General features: G+C 38.0%; 16 protein-coding genes. 2 read left to right on the forward strand and 14 right to left on the reverse strand.

Annotated elements, in window-relative coordinates:
* The coding region (locus RTR43_RS08675) for a transposase (protein ID WP_312471153.1) at positions 1 to 201 on the forward strand (201 nt) is incomplete at its 5' end.
* Between the two features lie 252 nt (positions 202 to 453).
* Here RTR43_RS08675 and ppc read toward each other — a convergent pair.
* The 3 genes from ppc to RTR43_RS08690 form a co-directional block, all read right to left on the reverse strand.
* Complete coding sequence (ppc, locus tag RTR43_RS08680; RefSeq protein ID WP_312471154.1) at positions 454 to 3,216, reverse strand: phosphoenolpyruvate carboxylase; 2,763 nt, start codon at positions 3,214 to 3,216, stop codon at positions 454 to 456.
* A gap of 187 nt (positions 3,217 to 3,403) precedes the next feature.
* Positions 3,404 to 4,486, reverse strand: a complete 1,083-nt coding sequence (locus tag RTR43_RS08685) for a cadherin-like beta sandwich domain-containing protein (RefSeq protein WP_312471155.1) — start codon at positions 4,484 to 4,486, stop codon at positions 3,404 to 3,406.
* Positions 4,487 to 4,632: 146 nt separating this feature from the next.
* Positions 4,633 to 5,082 carry an SRPBCC family protein gene (locus RTR43_RS08690; protein ID WP_312471156.1) on the reverse strand — a complete coding sequence of 150 codons (450 nt, stop codon included), beginning with the start codon at positions 5,080 to 5,082 and terminating at the stop codon, positions 4,633 to 4,635.
* A 233-nt stretch (positions 5,083 to 5,315) separates the two neighbouring features.
* Between RTR43_RS08690 and RTR43_RS08695 the strand changes: the two genes are divergently transcribed.
* Positions 5,316 to 5,954 carry a YczE/YyaS/YitT family protein gene (locus RTR43_RS08695; RefSeq protein ID WP_483870154.1) on the forward strand — a complete coding sequence of 213 codons (639 nt, stop codon included), beginning with the start codon at positions 5,316 to 5,318 and terminating at the stop codon, positions 5,952 to 5,954.
* Positions 5,955 to 5,982: 28 nt separating this feature from the next.
* Here the strand turns inward: RTR43_RS08695 and RTR43_RS08700 are convergent, their stop codons facing one another.
* From RTR43_RS08700 to RTR43_RS08750, 11 genes are all read right to left on the reverse strand, one after another.
* Positions 5,983 to 6,549: a hypothetical protein gene (locus RTR43_RS08700; protein WP_312471158.1), complete on the reverse strand. Its 567-nt coding sequence runs from the start codon at positions 6,547 to 6,549 to the stop codon at positions 5,983 to 5,985.
* Positions 6,550 to 6,717: 168 nt separating this feature from the next.
* Entirely contained in the window at positions 6,718 to 7,899 is a 1,182-nt protein-coding gene (locus RTR43_RS08705) for an MFS transporter (RefSeq protein WP_312471160.1), read from the reverse strand.
* A 153-nt stretch (positions 7,900 to 8,052) separates the two neighbouring features.
* Entirely contained in the window at positions 8,053 to 8,694 is a 642-nt protein-coding gene (locus RTR43_RS08710; RefSeq protein ID WP_312471161.1) for a YcnI family copper-binding membrane protein, read from the reverse strand.
* 21 nt (positions 8,695 to 8,715) lie between these two features.
* Entirely contained in the window at positions 8,716 to 10,365 is a 1,650-nt protein-coding gene (locus tag RTR43_RS08715; protein WP_312471162.1) for a copper resistance CopC/CopD family protein, read from the reverse strand.
* A 39-nt stretch (positions 10,366 to 10,404) separates the two neighbouring features.
* The gene (locus tag RTR43_RS08720) at positions 10,405 to 10,980 is read right to left on the reverse strand and encodes a DeoR family transcriptional regulator (RefSeq protein ID WP_312471163.1); all 576 of its coding nucleotides are present in this window, start codon (positions 10,978 to 10,980) and stop codon (positions 10,405 to 10,407) included.
* Positions 10,981 to 11,442: 462 nt separating this feature from the next.
* Positions 11,443 to 12,741, reverse strand: a complete 1,299-nt coding sequence (locus RTR43_RS08725) for an ABC transporter substrate-binding protein (RefSeq protein ID WP_312471164.1) — start codon at positions 12,739 to 12,741, stop codon at positions 11,443 to 11,445.
* A gap of 18 nt (positions 12,742 to 12,759) precedes the next feature.
* Positions 12,760 to 13,590, reverse strand: a complete 831-nt coding sequence (locus RTR43_RS08730; RefSeq protein ID WP_312471166.1) for a carbohydrate ABC transporter permease — start codon at positions 13,588 to 13,590, stop codon at positions 12,760 to 12,762.
* 20 nt (positions 13,591 to 13,610) lie between these two features.
* On the reverse strand, positions 13,611 to 14,540 hold the full coding sequence (locus RTR43_RS08735) for a carbohydrate ABC transporter permease (RefSeq protein ID WP_396954551.1): 930 nt from the start codon (positions 14,538 to 14,540) through the stop codon (positions 13,611 to 13,613).
* A gap of 180 nt (positions 14,541 to 14,720) precedes the next feature.
* Positions 14,721 to 15,491 carry a nucleotidyltransferase domain-containing protein gene (locus tag RTR43_RS08740; protein WP_312471168.1) on the reverse strand — a complete coding sequence of 257 codons (771 nt, stop codon included), beginning with the start codon at positions 15,489 to 15,491 and terminating at the stop codon, positions 14,721 to 14,723.
* A gap of 194 nt (positions 15,492 to 15,685) precedes the next feature.
* Positions 15,686 to 16,276 (reverse strand): CDP-alcohol phosphatidyltransferase family protein, encoded by a 591-nt coding sequence (locus RTR43_RS08745; protein WP_312471170.1) that lies wholly within the window; start codon positions 16,274 to 16,276, stop codon positions 15,686 to 15,688.
* Between the two features lie 20 nt (positions 16,277 to 16,296).
* Positions 16,297 to 17,134: ABC transporter ATP-binding protein (locus RTR43_RS08750; protein WP_312471171.1), on the reverse strand; the 838-nt coding region annotated here is incomplete at its 5' end.

Consider the following 17,134-nt stretch of genomic DNA (forward strand, 5'->3'; position numbering starts at 1 on the left):
TTGCTTTATAAATTTAGAAAGGAAAAAATGGAGCGAAGCTTCGCAGACTCAAAAGGGTTGCATGGGTTTCGCTACTGCCGGTTACGGGGAATAAAGAATGCAAGTGAACAGGCTCTCCTTACAGCTGCCTGCCAAAAAATAAAAAAGATTGCGACACACTTAGCCAGGTTAGAAAAAGTGTGTGGCAATTCTTTAGGTTGATTTGCCACCCTGTTGATTGGAGCGGAGGGCACTCGACTCCTGCGGGATAGAGAGGTCACGGGAGACCCCGCAGGCTCCAAAGAGCCGAGGAGGCTCCCGGACCTCCCCGCGGAAAGCGAGTGCCCGGAGCGGAAATCAACAGGCCAGTTAGCAGGGCCAATCCATTATTAAAAAATTGCCGAGAAATATACCCTTTCTCGACAATCTGACAAGCTCAACAAAGTTTGTGTTTTTTTACTAATTTCAATTTTATCAGCCAGTATTTCGTAATCCAGCAGAAATGCCGCTGATGGTAAGGAGAACTTCAGTTAATAATTCATCATTAGGATCATCTTGTTTCCGCAATTCCTTAATTACTTCTACCTGTAAAAAGTTTAATGGATCAACATAAGGATTTCTTCGATACACTGACTCTTGAATATTAGGCGTATGATCGAGCAATTCTTTATCGCCTGTAATCTTGAGCAAAATACCTTTTGTTTTTTGATATTCTTCCAGAATATTGCCAAATATCCTTTCAGCTATTGTTTTATCTTCAACAAGGGTTAGATATTCTTTGGCAGTCGTTATATCTGCTTTCATCAAAGCCATGTTTAAATTATCAATTGTCGATTGAAAGAACGGCCATTTCATATACATTTGTTGTAAAAGCTGCAAATTTTGCTCACCTTTCGAAGCAAAGCTGGTTAATCCGGTGCCTGCAGCATACCAGGCTGGAAGCAGCTGGCGGCTTTGTGTCCAAGCAAATACCCATGGAATCGCCCGTAAGTCTTCGAACCGACCACGATTTTTCCGGCTCATTGGCCTTGAACCAATGTTTAAATCGCCAAGCTCCCTTAAAGGTGTAGCTTCAGTAAAATAGGTGAGGAAATCTGGATCACCAAAAACAAGTGATTGATATTTGGCCAAGGCGGAGCTTGAGATTTCTTCAATTGCCTCTTCCCAGACATGCTCTCTTAATTGTCCTTCCTCCGGATCTTTTGATGCATGTGCAACAGCTAGCAGCAAGGTGGAAGTCGCCTGTTCTAAGCTTCGATAAGCGATATCCTCGAGCAGGTATCGTGAAGATAACACTTCACCTTGCTCAGTAATTTTGACCCCATCCCCGATTGTTTCAGCCGGTTGTGATAAAATACTTTTGTTCAGTGGACCGCCGCCGCGTCCCAACGAACCTCCACGTCCATGGAAGAACTTAAGACCTATCTGATATCTTTTCGCCATTTCGTGAATTTCAATTTGCGCTTTATATAGCTTCCAATTGGCGGTTAACGTACCACCGTCTTTACTACCGTCCGAATAACCAAGCATTATTTCCTGCTGGTCACCCAAGATTTGCAAATGTTCGCGGTAAACCGGCATCTCGAAAAGAGTTTTCATGATAACCGGACCAGCCGTTAAATCCTCAATTGTTTCGAGTAATGGCGCAACATGTAAGTGGCTTTCCAGCGTTCCGTCAGCATGAAGGCGGTAAATACCTGCTTCTTTTGCTAAAACAAGCACCTCTAACAAGTCACTTGGCGATTTTGTCATACTGACAAGGTAAACGGAAATTGAACGTTTTCCAAATTCTTCATGGGCATTCTTGATCATTTGGAATACTTTAATCATTTCCTGTGTTTCGGCTGAGTAATCCTCATTTAATAATAGGAGCGGGCGCGGATCCAAGAGAATTTTTTGCAAAATCTTAACTTTTTCAGCTTCAGACAGCAAGGCATAATTTTCAGAAATGCGGACTTTATGTAGTATTTCCGTGATGGCTGCCTCATGCTCGCCGCTATGGTTCCGAATATCAAGTGTAGCTAGATGGAAGCCAAACAACTGGACTTGACGAATCAATTTTTGAATAATCTTTAATTCATGGGCAGCAGGATGATGTTTTTTTAAGCTTCCATGTATCATAAATAAATCTTCTAATAATTCATCCGCAGTTTTATAGCCTAGCTCTGATTTTCCAACTAGTCTTACCCGTTCAATAATAATTGCAAATACACGACGGTAAGCTTCCGTTTTAACTGGCCACTTTTTCTCTTCTGTTAAAAATAGATCCTCTTTTTCCTCTAGGTATGTAAGAAGCTCCGTGCTCACATCTACCCTTGTCGTTGAATGACTATATCGTTTCATTAAATCAATCAGCACATTTTTATATTTTTTTAGGACGAGCCTTCTTTGCCGTTCTAAGGTCTCCCAAGAAACTTCATGCGTTACATTCGGATTCCCATCACGATCACCGCCAATCCATGAACCAAAACGAAGAAAATTAGGAACCTCCCATGAGGCGGTTGGATAATTTTTTTCCAAGCATTCCGCAACCTCCTGATGAATTTCAGGAAGCACCTCAAAAAGAGTTTGATCAAAATAATAAAGTCCGTTCCGCACCTCATCCAAAACGGTCGGCTTATGATGCCGCAGCTCATCGGTCTGCCATAAAATCGTTACTTCATTAAATAAACTTTCCTCCAGCTTTTTGCGTTCTTTTTTCGTTAGTAATGGGTGGTCGATATGTTTTAATATACCGGCAATTCGCTGTTGGATTTCTAAGATTGAACGCTTTGTCGCCTCGGTAGGATGAGCGGTAATAACCAGTTCAAGAGACAATATATCTAGTGCATTTTGAATCGAGACTTCATTAACATTATTTTCTTTAAGCAAAAGGACCGCACTCTCAATCGAGGCTGGTTGAACAATTGAATCGTCTTGAAGATGATATTGTCTCCGTCTCCGAATCCGATGATTCTGTTCTGCCGCGTTGATTAAATGAAAATACATTGCAAAAGCCCGAATGACTTGTTTTCTCATTGGGGAACTTAGACCGGAAATTTCTTCTTTTAATGATATATATATATCTTCATCAAAATGAGTCCGAAGTGTTTTGGACATAAGTCTTATTTTTTCCACTTTATCGAAAAGTTCAGAACCACCATGATTGACTAGAATCTCACCTAACATTTTTCCAAGTAATTTTACATCACGGCGCAATGGAAGACTGCTGTCATTTAATTTCAAGTCTGCTGCCACTTCTTTCACCTTCCTTAATCAAGATTCTCTGAAATTTTTACTTATTAATATATCATAAATTTAAGGATCATGTTAAATAATAGTTTTCATTTTTTAGATAAAGATTTTTTAGAGGATACATCAAAAACAAAAAAACCTGCTTGGCAGGTTTTTTTTGCCGGAATAATAATGAAGAAAATGCATTCGCTTATTCTTTCTTATCAAACACAAGCACATAAGTTTTATGGTCGCCATCATCATAGGTTACAACAACAGAAATAATAGTTTTGTTATTATCTTCTAGCTGGATTGTTTTGCTGGTGCCACCTTCAATCATAATCGTAGATGCACTGTAGCTTGCAGTTGGATTAATGGTGACCGTTTTAACATCACTTGAAACAGCCACATGGTAGGTGAATTCGTTTGGTGTGAAAGAGCTATCCCATGTACCTTCCGAAACGGTTAGTGAAGATAGTGTTGCCTTACTAGTTTTTTGAACTGTCCCAGAATTTTGCTGAACAGCAGACTGTTGAAAAGAATTAGTTCTATTTTTCTGTGATGAAATGTTTGCTTTCGAAGCTTTGACCTCCGCTCGGATAACGTGTAATATATAAGTCTTTTCCTCCCCATTTTCTGCAGTAACGACGATGATAATGTCGGATTTCCCAACCGGGAGTTTTACGGAAACATCTTCCCCCTTCGCTAAAGTATTATTGATTTTAATTGTCGCTGTTTTTTCTATTGTTGTAGGTGTAATCTTTATTGCATCAGCATCGTTTGTAACTAGAACCGTATATTCCGTTTTTGTAGCAGAAAATATCGGCGACAGCTCCCCAGTAGATAATTTAATATTTTGCAGGAGATTATTTGCATTTTGTTTTCTCGTAATGGTTAGTGTATAGGTATTTGCTGTATGGCTGCCATCACTCACAGTGATTAGGAACGAATTCTTTCCGGTTTGAAGCGAATAAGTTCCTGTTGTTCCACTTGTTACCGATTGCCCATTTATTAAAATGGTCGACTCTGGATTACTACTCTCTACTTGTAAATGTATATCTTTAACATCATTACCAACGGTGGCTGAATATTCCTTTACCTCTGCTGTAAAAGTCTGGTCTAACTTAATCCCGTCGATTTCCAAGTTAGCAAGTGTATTGGATTCAAGGTTTTCCTGGACTGCAGTTGTGTTACTTTCAGCATAGGCTATCGGAATGTATGAGCCAGACGCCATACCAAGCATCGAAACAGCAAGTATCACATTCATTCCTTTTTTTTGTACCTTGCTTTTCATTATATAACCCTCCTGCCTACTATCATTTGGGATAGTGGAATTTGGACTAACTTTACCATTCAATGCTTAAGATAAACTTAATTTTATCCAATTCATGAAAGAAAACCGCAAACCCTCAATTAACCAGGTCTGCGGCTCTATTTTTTTCATCTTCTTTTAAATTCTTCCAACTTTGAAGTAATAGCTACTGACACTTCTTCATCCGATTTTTGAATTGCCTTCTTAAAAAGTGAATTGGCTAGAGATCCCATTGGACCTGATGCATTTATTTCAAGAAATCCAGTCACCCCAGTTTTATTAATATTAAGTGCTTTTGCTTCAAAATATCCTTCACCAATATACTTTTCGTTCGATCGTTTCAAATCAAAGCATACCCTCGCAGGCTCATTCCACTCTTTAATATCAATTAATAGCCTGACCTTTTTTTTCATTATGCCAATTTCGCTTGTAAACTCCCATGTGATTTGCCGATCGTTTATTTTTTCATGTGAAATATAACCAGGGACAAGAGGTGCCCAATTATTTTCATCTCGGATGAAATCCCAAATCACTTCAATGGGGATATCTAATTCTACGTATTGTAACTCGCTTGGCATTTTTGTATCCCTCTTTCATATTCAAAGTCCAAGACCTTCAGTGGCTGAGGGTCTTTAAAAACATATATGATAAATAATGTGTTTATAGAAGAATTTATCTTTATTTCTTATCACAGTTTGATGATTTCTGTTCCATAATTTAAATTAACCATTGATTATTATCAATTCCTATTTTAAGATATTAGGATAGATTTGAATTTTCAGAACAATTCGTCTTTTGGGGGTAACTAAAGTTGAGGTTTTTTCAATATTTTTTATTTTTCATGGGATTAACTTTTTTTGGCTTAGGTAATGCCATCGCCGTTAAAGTTAAATATATTGGCTTACACCCATGGGAAGTACTTAATGTAGCACTTTATCAACACTTTGGTTTAACCATTGGTACATGGGGAGTGGTTTGTGGATTAATCCTAATTATCATTTCTTTGTTTGTCGCTCGAAGCTATATTAGTGTAGGTACAGTTTTAAACGCTTTATGTATTGGGCCAATCATGGACTTTTTTCTTTGGTTAGACATCCTCCCAAAAGCAACTAACACATGGGTTGATTATTTTATTCTCCTTTCTGGAGTCATTATTACTGGGATTGGTGGCGGAATGTATGTTGCGGCAGGTATTGGTGCCGGACCACGTGATGGGTTTATGCTTTCCATTTCTGATAAAACAAGATTATCGGTAAGCCAAGCGCGAATTATTGTTGAAAGTCTTGTATTAGTGATTGGTTTTTTATTAGGCGGGCCCGTGTTTATCGCCACTTTTCTTTATACTTTCATTCAAAGCCCCGTTTTCCACCGTTCTTTGAAGCTTTTTATGGCATTGGTGGAATTGCTTAAAAAGAAGAAAGCTCAAAACCAAGAAAGTGTTACTTTATAAATTCTAGATAATCGCAAACTTTTTTAACTTAGATTACCTCCACTCTATCAGCTTGATATTCTTGATAATAATTTTGAAAATAGGATGAAAGCTTTCCCTCATAAATTAATTTGAGTGAAACCGATTCCTTAATATCATGTGGAGTTACAAGAGAAAGAGGCTTTTGATTTTTCATTTTGATACCTGATTCATTTAGTAGAGTCGCAACAAAATGGGAGCAAAAGAAGGCGTTCTTTCGATCAATCTCCCTATTCAGCATGACGGCAACTAGACCGATGAGATTGTACCTATAATCGTCCTTATGCTCTTCCATTTCCATAATTTTACCGTTAATTATTTGAAATTGTTTTTCTGTGATGGTAACACAATAAATTGCACAATCGGCATTCCTAAACAAACGGCCGCGAATGTTTTCTTGCACAAATCCTCCCACAAAGGGGTTCCGGGGATTTTTCCTTCCAAAGCTATAAACCTTGTTGAATTGATCATCAATCACAATAGAGACATGGTTGTGAGGGTTCTTTGTATATAATTTGATCATTTTTGTCAAAATGGAACCAGTATCAGTATGTAACACATATATCTTCCTGCTCATATAATATCCTCTCCTACAAAATCTTCCTTTCAATAATATTTTACTATTATATAGTAATTTTTTAACAATCTTGAGAATTATTTTTTTCTAAGACTCGAGACCTAAAATCCTTAAAACAAAAAAAGTCACTTATTATCGTGACTTACTTCCAGCATTATTATTTTCCCCTCAACCTAATTTAGGTACATGAACATTTTTCAACCCATTTAAAGTGAATAAACAAACCATGATTAGAAGTGCAAAAAAGAGAAATATATTGTTTACTCCGACTTTTGAAATCAGAATTCCTGTTGTTAATGCAGATGTGATTTTTACAAGCGAGGCTAGGATTGTCCTTAATCCTACCACCCGTCCAATAAATTCTTTGGTTGAATTCAACTGAATTAATGTTTGGGTTAGAATCAAGTGCGACATCGTAAACAACCCAAGCAAGAAAATCAAGATGACTGCCGACGTATCGAAACTATTAATATATAACAACATGGAAACAATTGCCATACCTACCATCGTAAAGATCATGACCTTCTGTTTATACTTTTTCAAAAAGAAAGTGACAAATACGCCAGCTAAAATCCCTCCAACTGCAAACGAAATATCGAATAAGGAGTAAAGCGCACTGCCGCCTTTAAAATCCTTTGCAAGCGGTAACAGGATGGTAGCTGTCATTTGAATACTGATACTATTTAATATCGATAAAAACAATAGATATTTCATTCCGTTTTGATTATTAATAAATTGCCAGCCGGAAAGAAGCTCTGAAAAATATTCTATTTTTGTGTATTTAATCTGTTTTGCCCTTAACCGCTTAACAAAACAATATAGGACAGCTGCAAATAGGAATGTTAAAGCATTAATAAAAAAACTCAGTGATAATGAAAGCTTAATTAGAAAAACTCCTGAAACGGCAGACCCGGCAATTAGGGCTACCTCATTTAGTGAAGAAGCTCTAGAAATCACAAAAGGAATATCTTGATCAGAAAAGGATTCCTTGATAAAGGACTGTTCAGCTGGTTTATAAATGGTATAACAAACAGCTAATAGGAATTGTAAAAAATAGACGAGCAATATTGATTCGATCTTTAACAAAATCAAAATGGACATTCCTATAACGATTAAGAACCGAAAAACATCTGTAAAAACAACGATTTTTTTTGCATTATGGTGATCAACATACACAGAAACAAATGGAGTTAACAAAATACTAGGTAAATAATAAACAGCAATCATTAATCCAATGGAGAGGGCTTCACCTGTTAATTGAAATATATACCACATAATCGCGATTTGTTGAATCCCATCACCAAAATTACTGACCATCGAGCTAAAAAAATACGATAATTTATTTTTCATCCTTCTTTTTCCCTCTTTTCCTGCTCCTCCCTCATTTTAAAGCATAAGGTTGATAAGAAAAATTCGGAAATTTCAATCATTCAACTTAAGAAAAACTTATAAAAAAACAGAAGATGCACGAAGGCCATCTTCTGTTTTTAGCTCAAGTATAGGTTATTTTTTACGGAATGCAAGAACTAGTGCTACAAGTGACAGTAACGCTGCTGCACCAGATAAAACAAGAGGAAGTGAATCAGACGTATCATCCTCTTTCTCAGTCACTGTTGTTTTTGTCTTTTCATCATGTTCTGCGGTCTGCGTACCATGGTGATCAGTCGAAGTACCCGTCACAATATCTGTAATTGCATGTGGTGAATCTGATCCCTCATCGCCTGTCCACTCTACGATGCTGCCATCTTTATAATATTGAAAGGCGTCCCATGCTGCTTTTGTTGCTTTATCAGGGTTTTTCGCTACAAACACAAATTGTTGGAATTGACCAGGTAATATCCCATCACCCGTTGCCTCAAATGTAAAAGTTTTTACTTTACCACTGGCATCTTTTTCAGCTGTATATGTCCACCCGGGAACCGGTTGATAGGACATAACCTCTACACCAGCAGGAGCCTTAACGGTGACTTTAGTCGTAGCAATATCTTTTTCAACTGGGACCTTTAAGGTATACGTTTCCCATGCACCTGTTGCAGAAGTTTTCGGGATGACTGTCACATGTGCACTAGCTAAACTTGAAAAGAAAAATAAACTGATTACTGCTGGAATAAATATTTTTGAAACCTTAAACATCATTTTTTTCATTTGAATTCTCCTCGAATGATTTTATTTACTTCCTACTAAACAACGGAAATCGGTATCAATGCTCTCTAACGACTTTGTCAAAACATGAACATGGACATTCCAATTACCGGCCATACTAAAGTGCAAACCATTCTCTTTGTATTTCCCATCTGCTTCCTTTGTAAGATTAATGGTTTCTTTTCCCATATCCATATCAAGCATTGTAAATGTCAAATGTATTTGTTCAATATCTTTGATGGGTTGGCCTTGACGGTCTTTTAATGTAACCTCAAATAAATTTTCGCCAACAATATTCGGGGTTGCCATTAAGGTGACCTTTGTTCCTTTATTCACTGTATTTGTTTCCTTAAATGGTCCGGGAGAGGACATGGCAGTTGGTAAATTAGTTAAGACCACAGTAAGAATCAGGATAACCAAACCAGTAGAAAGTTCCCCCCACATGGAAGCCATCAAGCCTTTGTCTCTTTCCCTTATTCCATTTACAAAATTCACGGCTGCAAGGAGGAGCATGACCAAAAATAGAATAACTTTTATAGATAATACTTTCCCATAGTCCGTTCGTACAAGAGCAGAAAGATTTGGAACATGCAGCAGGCTTCCAAACACTCCCGTAAAGGTTAACAGAAGAACTAGGAGGATTCCCCATTTAGAAAACCTTTTTATCATTTGTATATAAAATTGCTTTGTTTCAGTGTTCTTCCGCAATGGAAGTAATCCAACAAAACCGATTAAACATCCAATCCAGAGCGAGGCTGCGAATAAATGGAGAAAGTCCATCGAAATCGATAGCAACTGGTTGGTTTGGGATGAAGCATGACTGGTTAATGACTTTGTAAATAATAATGCTGTTCCTAAACAGATGCAGACCCATAGAATGATTCGTTTAGTGCTTATTGCATTCCTATTAAATGAAGTAAGTAAAGCAAGCATTAAAAGAATCGCTGCTTGAAAAATCCATATTTGACCAAAAGTCGTGTAAGATAAGATATTTTCAAATAAGCGAAAGCTGAACACTTCACTCCAATGATAACCAGATTCAATCGTCGCTTCTAATGGTAGGCTTAACATGATACTTAGGAAAAGCACGACGAAACTCGTATGGATCAGCTTAAGGAAAATCTTATCAACAAATTTGTTTCCCCGAATCGCTTTTGGCAAAACTAACAGGTAAAAAAACAGGAGCCCCACATAGCAGGCGTTACTTAAGTATTGAAGCCAACGAATAATGATAAGATCTGCCTTTGGAGTGTAGCCTTTTGTTTCATTATGTACAAAGCTTGAGTCTTGAACTTCATCTCCAACTTGGAAGCCAATGACTCCCTGAACAGGATGGCCATCGCTTGAAACAGCCTTCCATTTGATTCGATAGGTACCATTTGGAAGATCCTTTTTTAATCCACTCTTTAGAATGGTTGGTTGGTTACGATCAATCCCACCATCTTCCTTATCGACTCTGTTCCCATCAAAATCAAATACCTTGATTGAATTAAATTCAGGTTGAATTGGTTCATTAAATTGGATCGTTACTTCGTTTGGAGCTTTTTTGAGAATCGCATCTTCTGAAGGTGTCGATTTTTGAATATAAGCGTGAGCTGAGAAAGTAGATGGAAATAAAAATAGAAATAGGGAAATGATGACCATGAACATGCTGAAATTTATTTTAATAATCAATTTATCACTCCGCTTATAAATCCAAGTTTTAGGTACAGCTTATTTTTCACAAGAACATCCCGTGAAACCGTTCATTTTTTTTTGAATTTCTTCAATTGCCTCTTCAAAACGTAACACAACTCCCCCAAAACCTTTTTGAAATTGTTCCGCTTGCTTTGAAGATTCAAATGTTAATACTTGTGGTTGGCAACAATTCAAGTTGAAATCAGCATCCATTAGGTAATAGGCCATTTTGGCACTTATGGTAGAATTCTGCAGAAAATCCCGACAGATAATTTGCGAAACATGTTGTTCAATGTCCTTGTATCTTAGTAATCCACAATGCGGGCAGCATAATTGCTCCACTTTTAAATCATGGGTGATAATTTGAACAGGGTGCCGGCTATTCATTTCTTTTAAGCAATAAATACAAGTATTCGGAGATACCTTCGAAATTGGGGCTAATGAGATTCCTCCAGAAGTTTTGATAATTACTTCTTCTTGTATTAATGGCTTAATATCCCGATAAACTGTCATTTCGGAAACTTGCAAACGACTGCTAATCTCAGAGATTGCTAAAGATCCTTCATCATCCAACCATTTTAACAATTGCTGTCTCCGCTCAATCGGTAACATATTCATCCCCCTTCTTTTTCCTAAATACCTTCTCCCTTTACTTTAAGTTTAATTGATATTAACAACATTAACAACATAACAACATGAATAATTCGTGATTATTTGTTGAACATTCACATTTTCAAACAAAAAATAACACTTTTCCATATTATTTACTCCTTACTATTTTTCTCTGGAAAAGGGGCGGAGCGCCGCAAAAATGAATCACTTTAACCAGTTAAAGTGAAATACCCATTTCACTAGACGAAAGATGTGAAGTCTAGCTCTGCTCTCACCGCCTTTATTAGGTGACTACGGCTGGTGCTCTAAATTTATTTCCATGGTAGGGTTGGGAGTTGGGGCTCATGATAGTTTTTTTAAACAAAAAGGCCACTATTTGAAATAGTGACCCTCTAAAAAAATTCCTATTACTTCAATATTATTTCTACTAGCTTGGTTGAATACGAAGCTACAATCCTCACATTATTTCCCTGCTTTATCTAATGCACGTTGGGCTTCTTTTTGGGCATCATTCAAGGCTTTTTCAGCGGAAATACCTTCAATTTCAACTTTGTCAGCCGCCTTTAGAAGGGCATCATAAATTTTACCACCTGTTGGATCAACAAACGGCGGGGTTGCATTCTGTGCTTGCTGAAGAGGCACTTTAATTTGTGGATTCTTTTCTGCAAACTCTTTATAAGCAGGAACGTCCTGTGCCGATTTTCTCACAGGGATATAACCGGAATTTATCGACCAATCAGCCATGTTTTCAGCACTAGTAAAGAACTTCAACCATTTAAATGCTGCTTTCTTTTCTTTTTCAGAGGCAAGTGACGGTATAGCACCTAAATGTGCCACCGCGTGCGGGGCAGCCTGTTTCCCTTCCCAGCCTGGCTGTGGGGTAGCAGCAAGGATGGAAAAGTCTAAATCCCCTTGGTCACCACTTGACCCGGTATAACCGGCTGCACGTCCCTGCATGACATCATCAATGGTTTTATACCAATACTCCCAGCCCTGACCATCGTGATGAATCGCCATTGTTTTATCCTCGTGAATTCCCTTTTTGAAGAATTCCCAGGCTTCGACCCATTCAGGTGAATCAATTAATACCTTTTTACCGTCTTCGCTCAAATATTTCCCACCATTACTAAGTGCCGCATCAATCAGATTATCTGGACCCCACATCGGCTCCCATCCATAAACATCTGTATTACTGCCATTTTTCTTTGTTAATTGTTTAGCAGCTTCCGCTAAGGATTCCCATGTTTTTAGCTGGTCGGAAGTAATTCCTGCTTTTTCAAACATATCCTTACGATAATAGAGAACTTGTGTTGTTCCATAAAGCGGCAATGCATATTGTTCACCATTAATCGTCCCCTGTTGATAAAAAGCATCAACAAAATCCTCCGGTTTGAAGTTGGCATCTGCTTTGATAAATTTTGTCATAGAAGCTAGTGTACCTTTTTTGGCAAAGGCATTCATCGGATCGTTTTTAATCAGAACGGCTGCCGGGACCTTTTTTGCAGCAATTGCCGCTTGCAGCTTTTGAAGTGTTTCATCATAAGAACCTTGAGCGACACCAATGACCTTTACTTCATCCTGACTTTTGTTAAATTCTTTAATTCTTTTTTCTACACTTTTGCCCAGATTCCCGCCTAGACCATACCAGAATTCAATTTCAACGGGACCATCTGCAGATGATTTCGTTGATGAACACCCTGAAATCAGTGAAACTAGTAAAATAATTACGGCAGTAACCGAGAATAACTTTTTCAAAAACATCTTATCTTCCTCCTTTTATTATCCTTTTAATCCCTGGTCACTAATTCCAGAGATAATCCATTTTTGAACAAATAAAAACAAGAGTAATAGCGGCAGTACCGCAAAGGCGCTTGCAGCCATGATGAGCGGCCATTGAATTCCATAGGCCCCTTCTTGAATAAAAAATTGTCTTAATCCCGTTGTAATCAAATATTTACTCTCACTTGTGGTAATCAACGTCGGCCAAAGATAGTTATTATAGTTTTGCACAAAGCTTATTAACGTAAAAGTTATAAAGGTAGCTTTCGTTGTTGGAAAAATGATTTTCCAAATGATTGTCCAGTGCTTGGCACCGTCAACTCGTGCTGCCTCAATTAATTCTTTTGGAACCTGCATGAATGCCTGCCTGAATAAGAAAATCCCGAATACACTTACGGCATTAGATAAAATCAGGCCTTTATACGTATCTAGTAAATGAAAATCGGCTAAAATGACATAGCTTGGTACATACGTCGCCGCTACTGGCAGCATATACGTAATCAATATAATTGAAAAAAGCAGATTTCTTCCTTTAAATTTCAATTGGGTGAATGCGTAAGCCATCAGGGCTGAATTTATTACTTGGATCAAGACAATCCCACTTGCCGTCAAAATGCTGTTGAAAATGTACTGATCAAAAGGTGCCATCGTCCATGCTTCCTTGAAATGATTCCACATTGGCTTTTCAGGCCACAATGTCGGTGGAAATTGCCAAATCTCATCCTTCGTTTTTAGGGCACTGACCACCATCCACAAAAAAGGGAAAACCATCGAAATGCTAATAAATATTAATACTAAATGCTTCACCAACAAAACAGGTGCTTTCTTCAATTTCTCGGGCCCCCTTTCCGTTACTGATAATGAACCCAGCGCTTCGATAACACAAACTGGATGAATGAAAACGCGGCCGTAATCATTACTAACAAGATGGCAGTCGCAGTAGCCTTGCCCATATTAAATTGTTCAAATGCCGTCTGATAGTAAAAATATAGCATCGTTCTTGTACTTCCAGCTGGACCTCCCTGCGTTAATACCTGAATCTGGTCATAGGCCTGAAGAGTATCAATAGTGGTAATCACAGTCAAAAATAGAGTTGTTGGTGAGATAAAAGGAAGCGTTATATGTAAAAATTGGCGCCATCTGCTTGCACCGTCCAACGACGCTGCTTCATATAGGCTAACAGGTACCTTTTTCAAGGCATTTAAGTAAAATATCATCGACCAACCAACCCCCTTCCAAATACTCACAATAATGACAGCAGGCATTGCCCAAGTTGAGCTAGAGGTCCAATCAAGCCCAGGTAGCTGAAGCACGTTTAGGAGATAATTCGCCAAACCGACTTTGGGCTCATAAATCCACGACCAAACAATGGAGACTGCAACAGTCGGGGTAACCCAAGGTGAAAATATCAAGGTTCGGTAAATCCCCATGCCTTTTCCATTCCCACTAACTAATAACGCGAGCAGCAAGCCTCCCACTACACAAGGAATGACTACTCCCATGGAAAAAATGACTGTATTTAAGAGTACTGCGTAAAACGCTGGCTCTGTCAGCAGGTCAATGTAATTGCCTAAACCAACGAATTCATATTCCGGGCTGATATAGTCCCAATCAGTAAAGCTAATGAGCAGAGATTTTCCCATTGGATAAATCCAAAATATGATAAGTGGAACGATGGCTGGCAGAATAAAGACCAAGGAAGTGAAGGAATATTTTCTTCTCAGTTTCTTTAAAGCTAACAGACTCCTATTTGACTCCAAATTTTCAGCAGGTATACGCATAAACTCACCCCTAACTTCAATTTATGAACACACTAATAATTTATGCATTCAATTATTGAATTCGTTTTTTATCATATCAGTCGTTTTCTTTTATGTAAATATAAAATTAAAAATTTTGTCACATTTTCTGATAATTAAAATAACCGCTTGGAGTCTCCAAGCGGTTTTCAAATATTAATATTAACTCCAAACTTCATCTAAAACTTCTCTAAATAATCCATCCAGCAAGGGTGTGTTATCCTCTTTAGAAATCTTCAAGGTTTTCGTATAATCCTCTAACCGATGGATTTCTTTTTCGATAAAGTCGTTTATTACCGTAACCTTAGATTCAAGGTTTAGCTCGTCTCCTCTAATTTTTCTCTCTAATAATGATGCGATTTCCTGCTTCAGTTCACCTTCTTCAAGGAGGGCCTTGACCAGCTCCTGAAATTCGATTGGCGGAACAGAATTATATTTTTCAATCCATTTGCAGGCTAAAATGGGGCGGAGAACATAAAAGTATTTCTTAATTTTTACTTGTTCTCCTTGTAGATAGTCGCGGTAGTTACCTTTGGCCATATTTAAATAATGATATAGCGCAGATTGCGGCAAAAATACTTTTTCTTGAATTACTTTCATTTTGTCCACTAGTGAATAAGCTTGGTAATAAACAATACCTGAGTGAAGCCATTCCATAAGCGGCGGATTGGACTTTTTAAAAAGTCTAAGGGCTTTCCGTAGTTCCCAGCCGTTAATATCAAGGAGATCATTAATAGGGAGCTCAATAACCTCTCGTTTTTGGTCAATCGACAGATACCAGTCTTTTTTATGAATATAGATAAACCGGACATCGTAATCACTGTCCTTAGAAGGAAAGCCCCACGCCCTACTTCCAGACTCAACTGCATAGCAGATTTTCACATCAAATTCTTCTTCCATTTTTTTAATTTCTGCGAGGATTTTTTCTCTCAAATGAACCTCTCCTTTAATTGCGGTCGTTTCATTCATCTTACAAAAAAATGGTGTCAGGCACCACAAAAAGACACTTACTCCTTTTTGTCCGCCCAGGGTGGACACTTGTTATAATATTAAAAGCCTTATCCGGGATTGATAAGGCTTCATTTTAGTAGGATTTGTTTCATTTATTTTAAGCACTTTGACAAATATTAAGATTTTAATATTCTCCTTGCTTCCAATAATCGTTGGATTCCTGTAGTAATTTCAACCGCTATAAAAATGATTGTCCAAAATACTAAATGGGATTGAAATAGAACCAGTAAAGAAAATAATATAAATCCCTCTGTTCTTTCCGCTAGTCCAGGTTGATAATAAAAGGATTTGTAGCTCTCTTTTTCTGATAGGGCTCCTACTGTTAGAAAAATGGTCATTGTAAATATAATCGAAATGGCTAACAAGAGAAACAGCATCAACGTATGTGGTTCAGGATGTCGTAGGGCCAAAGCTACTATTATTCCTGCTTCAACCACTCGGTCAAAGGTGACATCGAGAACGGTCCCCCAAGAAGAGGATTTACTTTTCCTTGCCATACTACCGTCAACAGCATCCAGAAATCCTGAAAACCAAAGAACAGCCACCCCAATAATGGGATATCCAAAATAAACAAGAACACTTGCGATTATGCCGATAAAAAAAGCAATATAAGTTACTTGATTGGCACTTAAGCCTATTTTTAATAGGGATTGTGCTGTTTTAGAGATTATTGGTTGTACAGCTGCACGCCCATGAGTATCAAGCACAATTCTCACTTCCTTTCACATCACTCAGAATACCAATGTATGTGCTCGAATGGCACCCTTATTCTTATCTTTTCTTTTAATTTAGGGACTCTTTTCCACCCCGTCGTATTTACTTCCAGCGATTCGTTATCCGCTAAAACTATGATCGAGTATCCCTCTCTACTTGGTCTTACTTTTGTGACAAAACCTGAAATTATACACTCTGTCTCTTCTAGTTTACCTTCAACTGAACGGTTTTCCCCATCAATAAGTTGCAAATGTTTGGGATCAATCCAACCCCTATCCTGTGTTTGCAATCCATTTAATTCACTTTGAAACCATTTGCTCCATTGTCCTCTGGAGAATCGATTTGGTAAGGATAAGAACAGGGCAATTTTTTCAGAAGCCGGTTTTTGAAAAAGCTCTGAGGGTATTCCAATCTGTTGTAATCCCCCATTCAAAATAATCCCGATTCTGTCGGCTACAGATAAGGCCTCATCAATATAATGGGTTACCCATAATATCGAAAAGCCAAGTTTTCTTTGCAGCTCGTATAACCACTCTATCAAATCCTGCCTTAGTGAAGTGTCCAAGGAAGCAAACGGTTCATCTAACAAAAGCAGATCCGGGTTTAGGATTAGTGCCCGCCCCAAAGAAACTCGCTGCTGCTGACCGCCAGATAGCTGATGAGGAAAACGTTTTTCCAAACTATCGAGCTGCAGATTTTTTAAAAAATCACGTGCCATAGCTTTTCTTTCCTTAACTGTGATTCCCTTCACCCTTAGCCCAAAGGCGATATTTTCTAAAACAGTAAGGTGAGGAAAAAGTCTCGGCTCCTGAAAAACAAGTCCTGTTGTACCCGTCCCATTTTCCCATGTC

It is taken from the genome of Neobacillus sp. (genome assembly GCF_031988165.1).
GTDB lineage: Bacteria > Bacillota > Bacilli > Bacillales > Cytobacillaceae > Neobacillus > Neobacillus rhizosphaerae.

Bases quoted from the DNA above. Each gene is read 5' to 3' on its own strand.
- RTR43_RS08685 (WP_312471155.1), bottom strand. From the start codon at position 4,486: ATGAAAAGCAAGGTACAAAAAAAAGGAATGAATGTGATACTTGCTGTT.
- RTR43_RS08690 (WP_312471156.1), bottom strand. From the start codon at position 5,082: ATGCCAAGCGAGTTACAATACGTAGAATTAGATATCCCCATTGAAGTG.
- RTR43_RS08700 (WP_312471158.1), bottom strand. From the start codon at position 6,549: ATGAGCAGGAAGATATATGTGTTACATACTGATACTGGTTCCATTTTG.
- RTR43_RS08705 (WP_312471160.1), bottom strand. From the start codon at position 7,899: ATGAAAAATAAATTATCGTATTTTTTTAGCTCGATGGTCAGTAATTTT.
- RTR43_RS08710 (WP_312471161.1), bottom strand. From the start codon at position 8,694: ATGAAAAAAATGATGTTTAAGGTTTCAAAAATATTTATTCCAGCAGTA.
- RTR43_RS08720 (WP_312471163.1), bottom strand. From the start codon at position 10,980: ATGTTACCGATTGAGCGGAGACAGCAATTGTTAAAATGGTTGGATGAT.
- RTR43_RS08725 (WP_312471164.1), bottom strand. From the start codon at position 12,741: ATGTTTTTGAAAAAGTTATTCTCGGTTACTGCCGTAATTATTTTACTA.
- RTR43_RS08735 (WP_396954551.1), bottom strand. From the start codon at position 14,540: ATGCGTATACCTGCTGAAAATTTGGAGTCAAATAGGAGTCTGTTAGCT.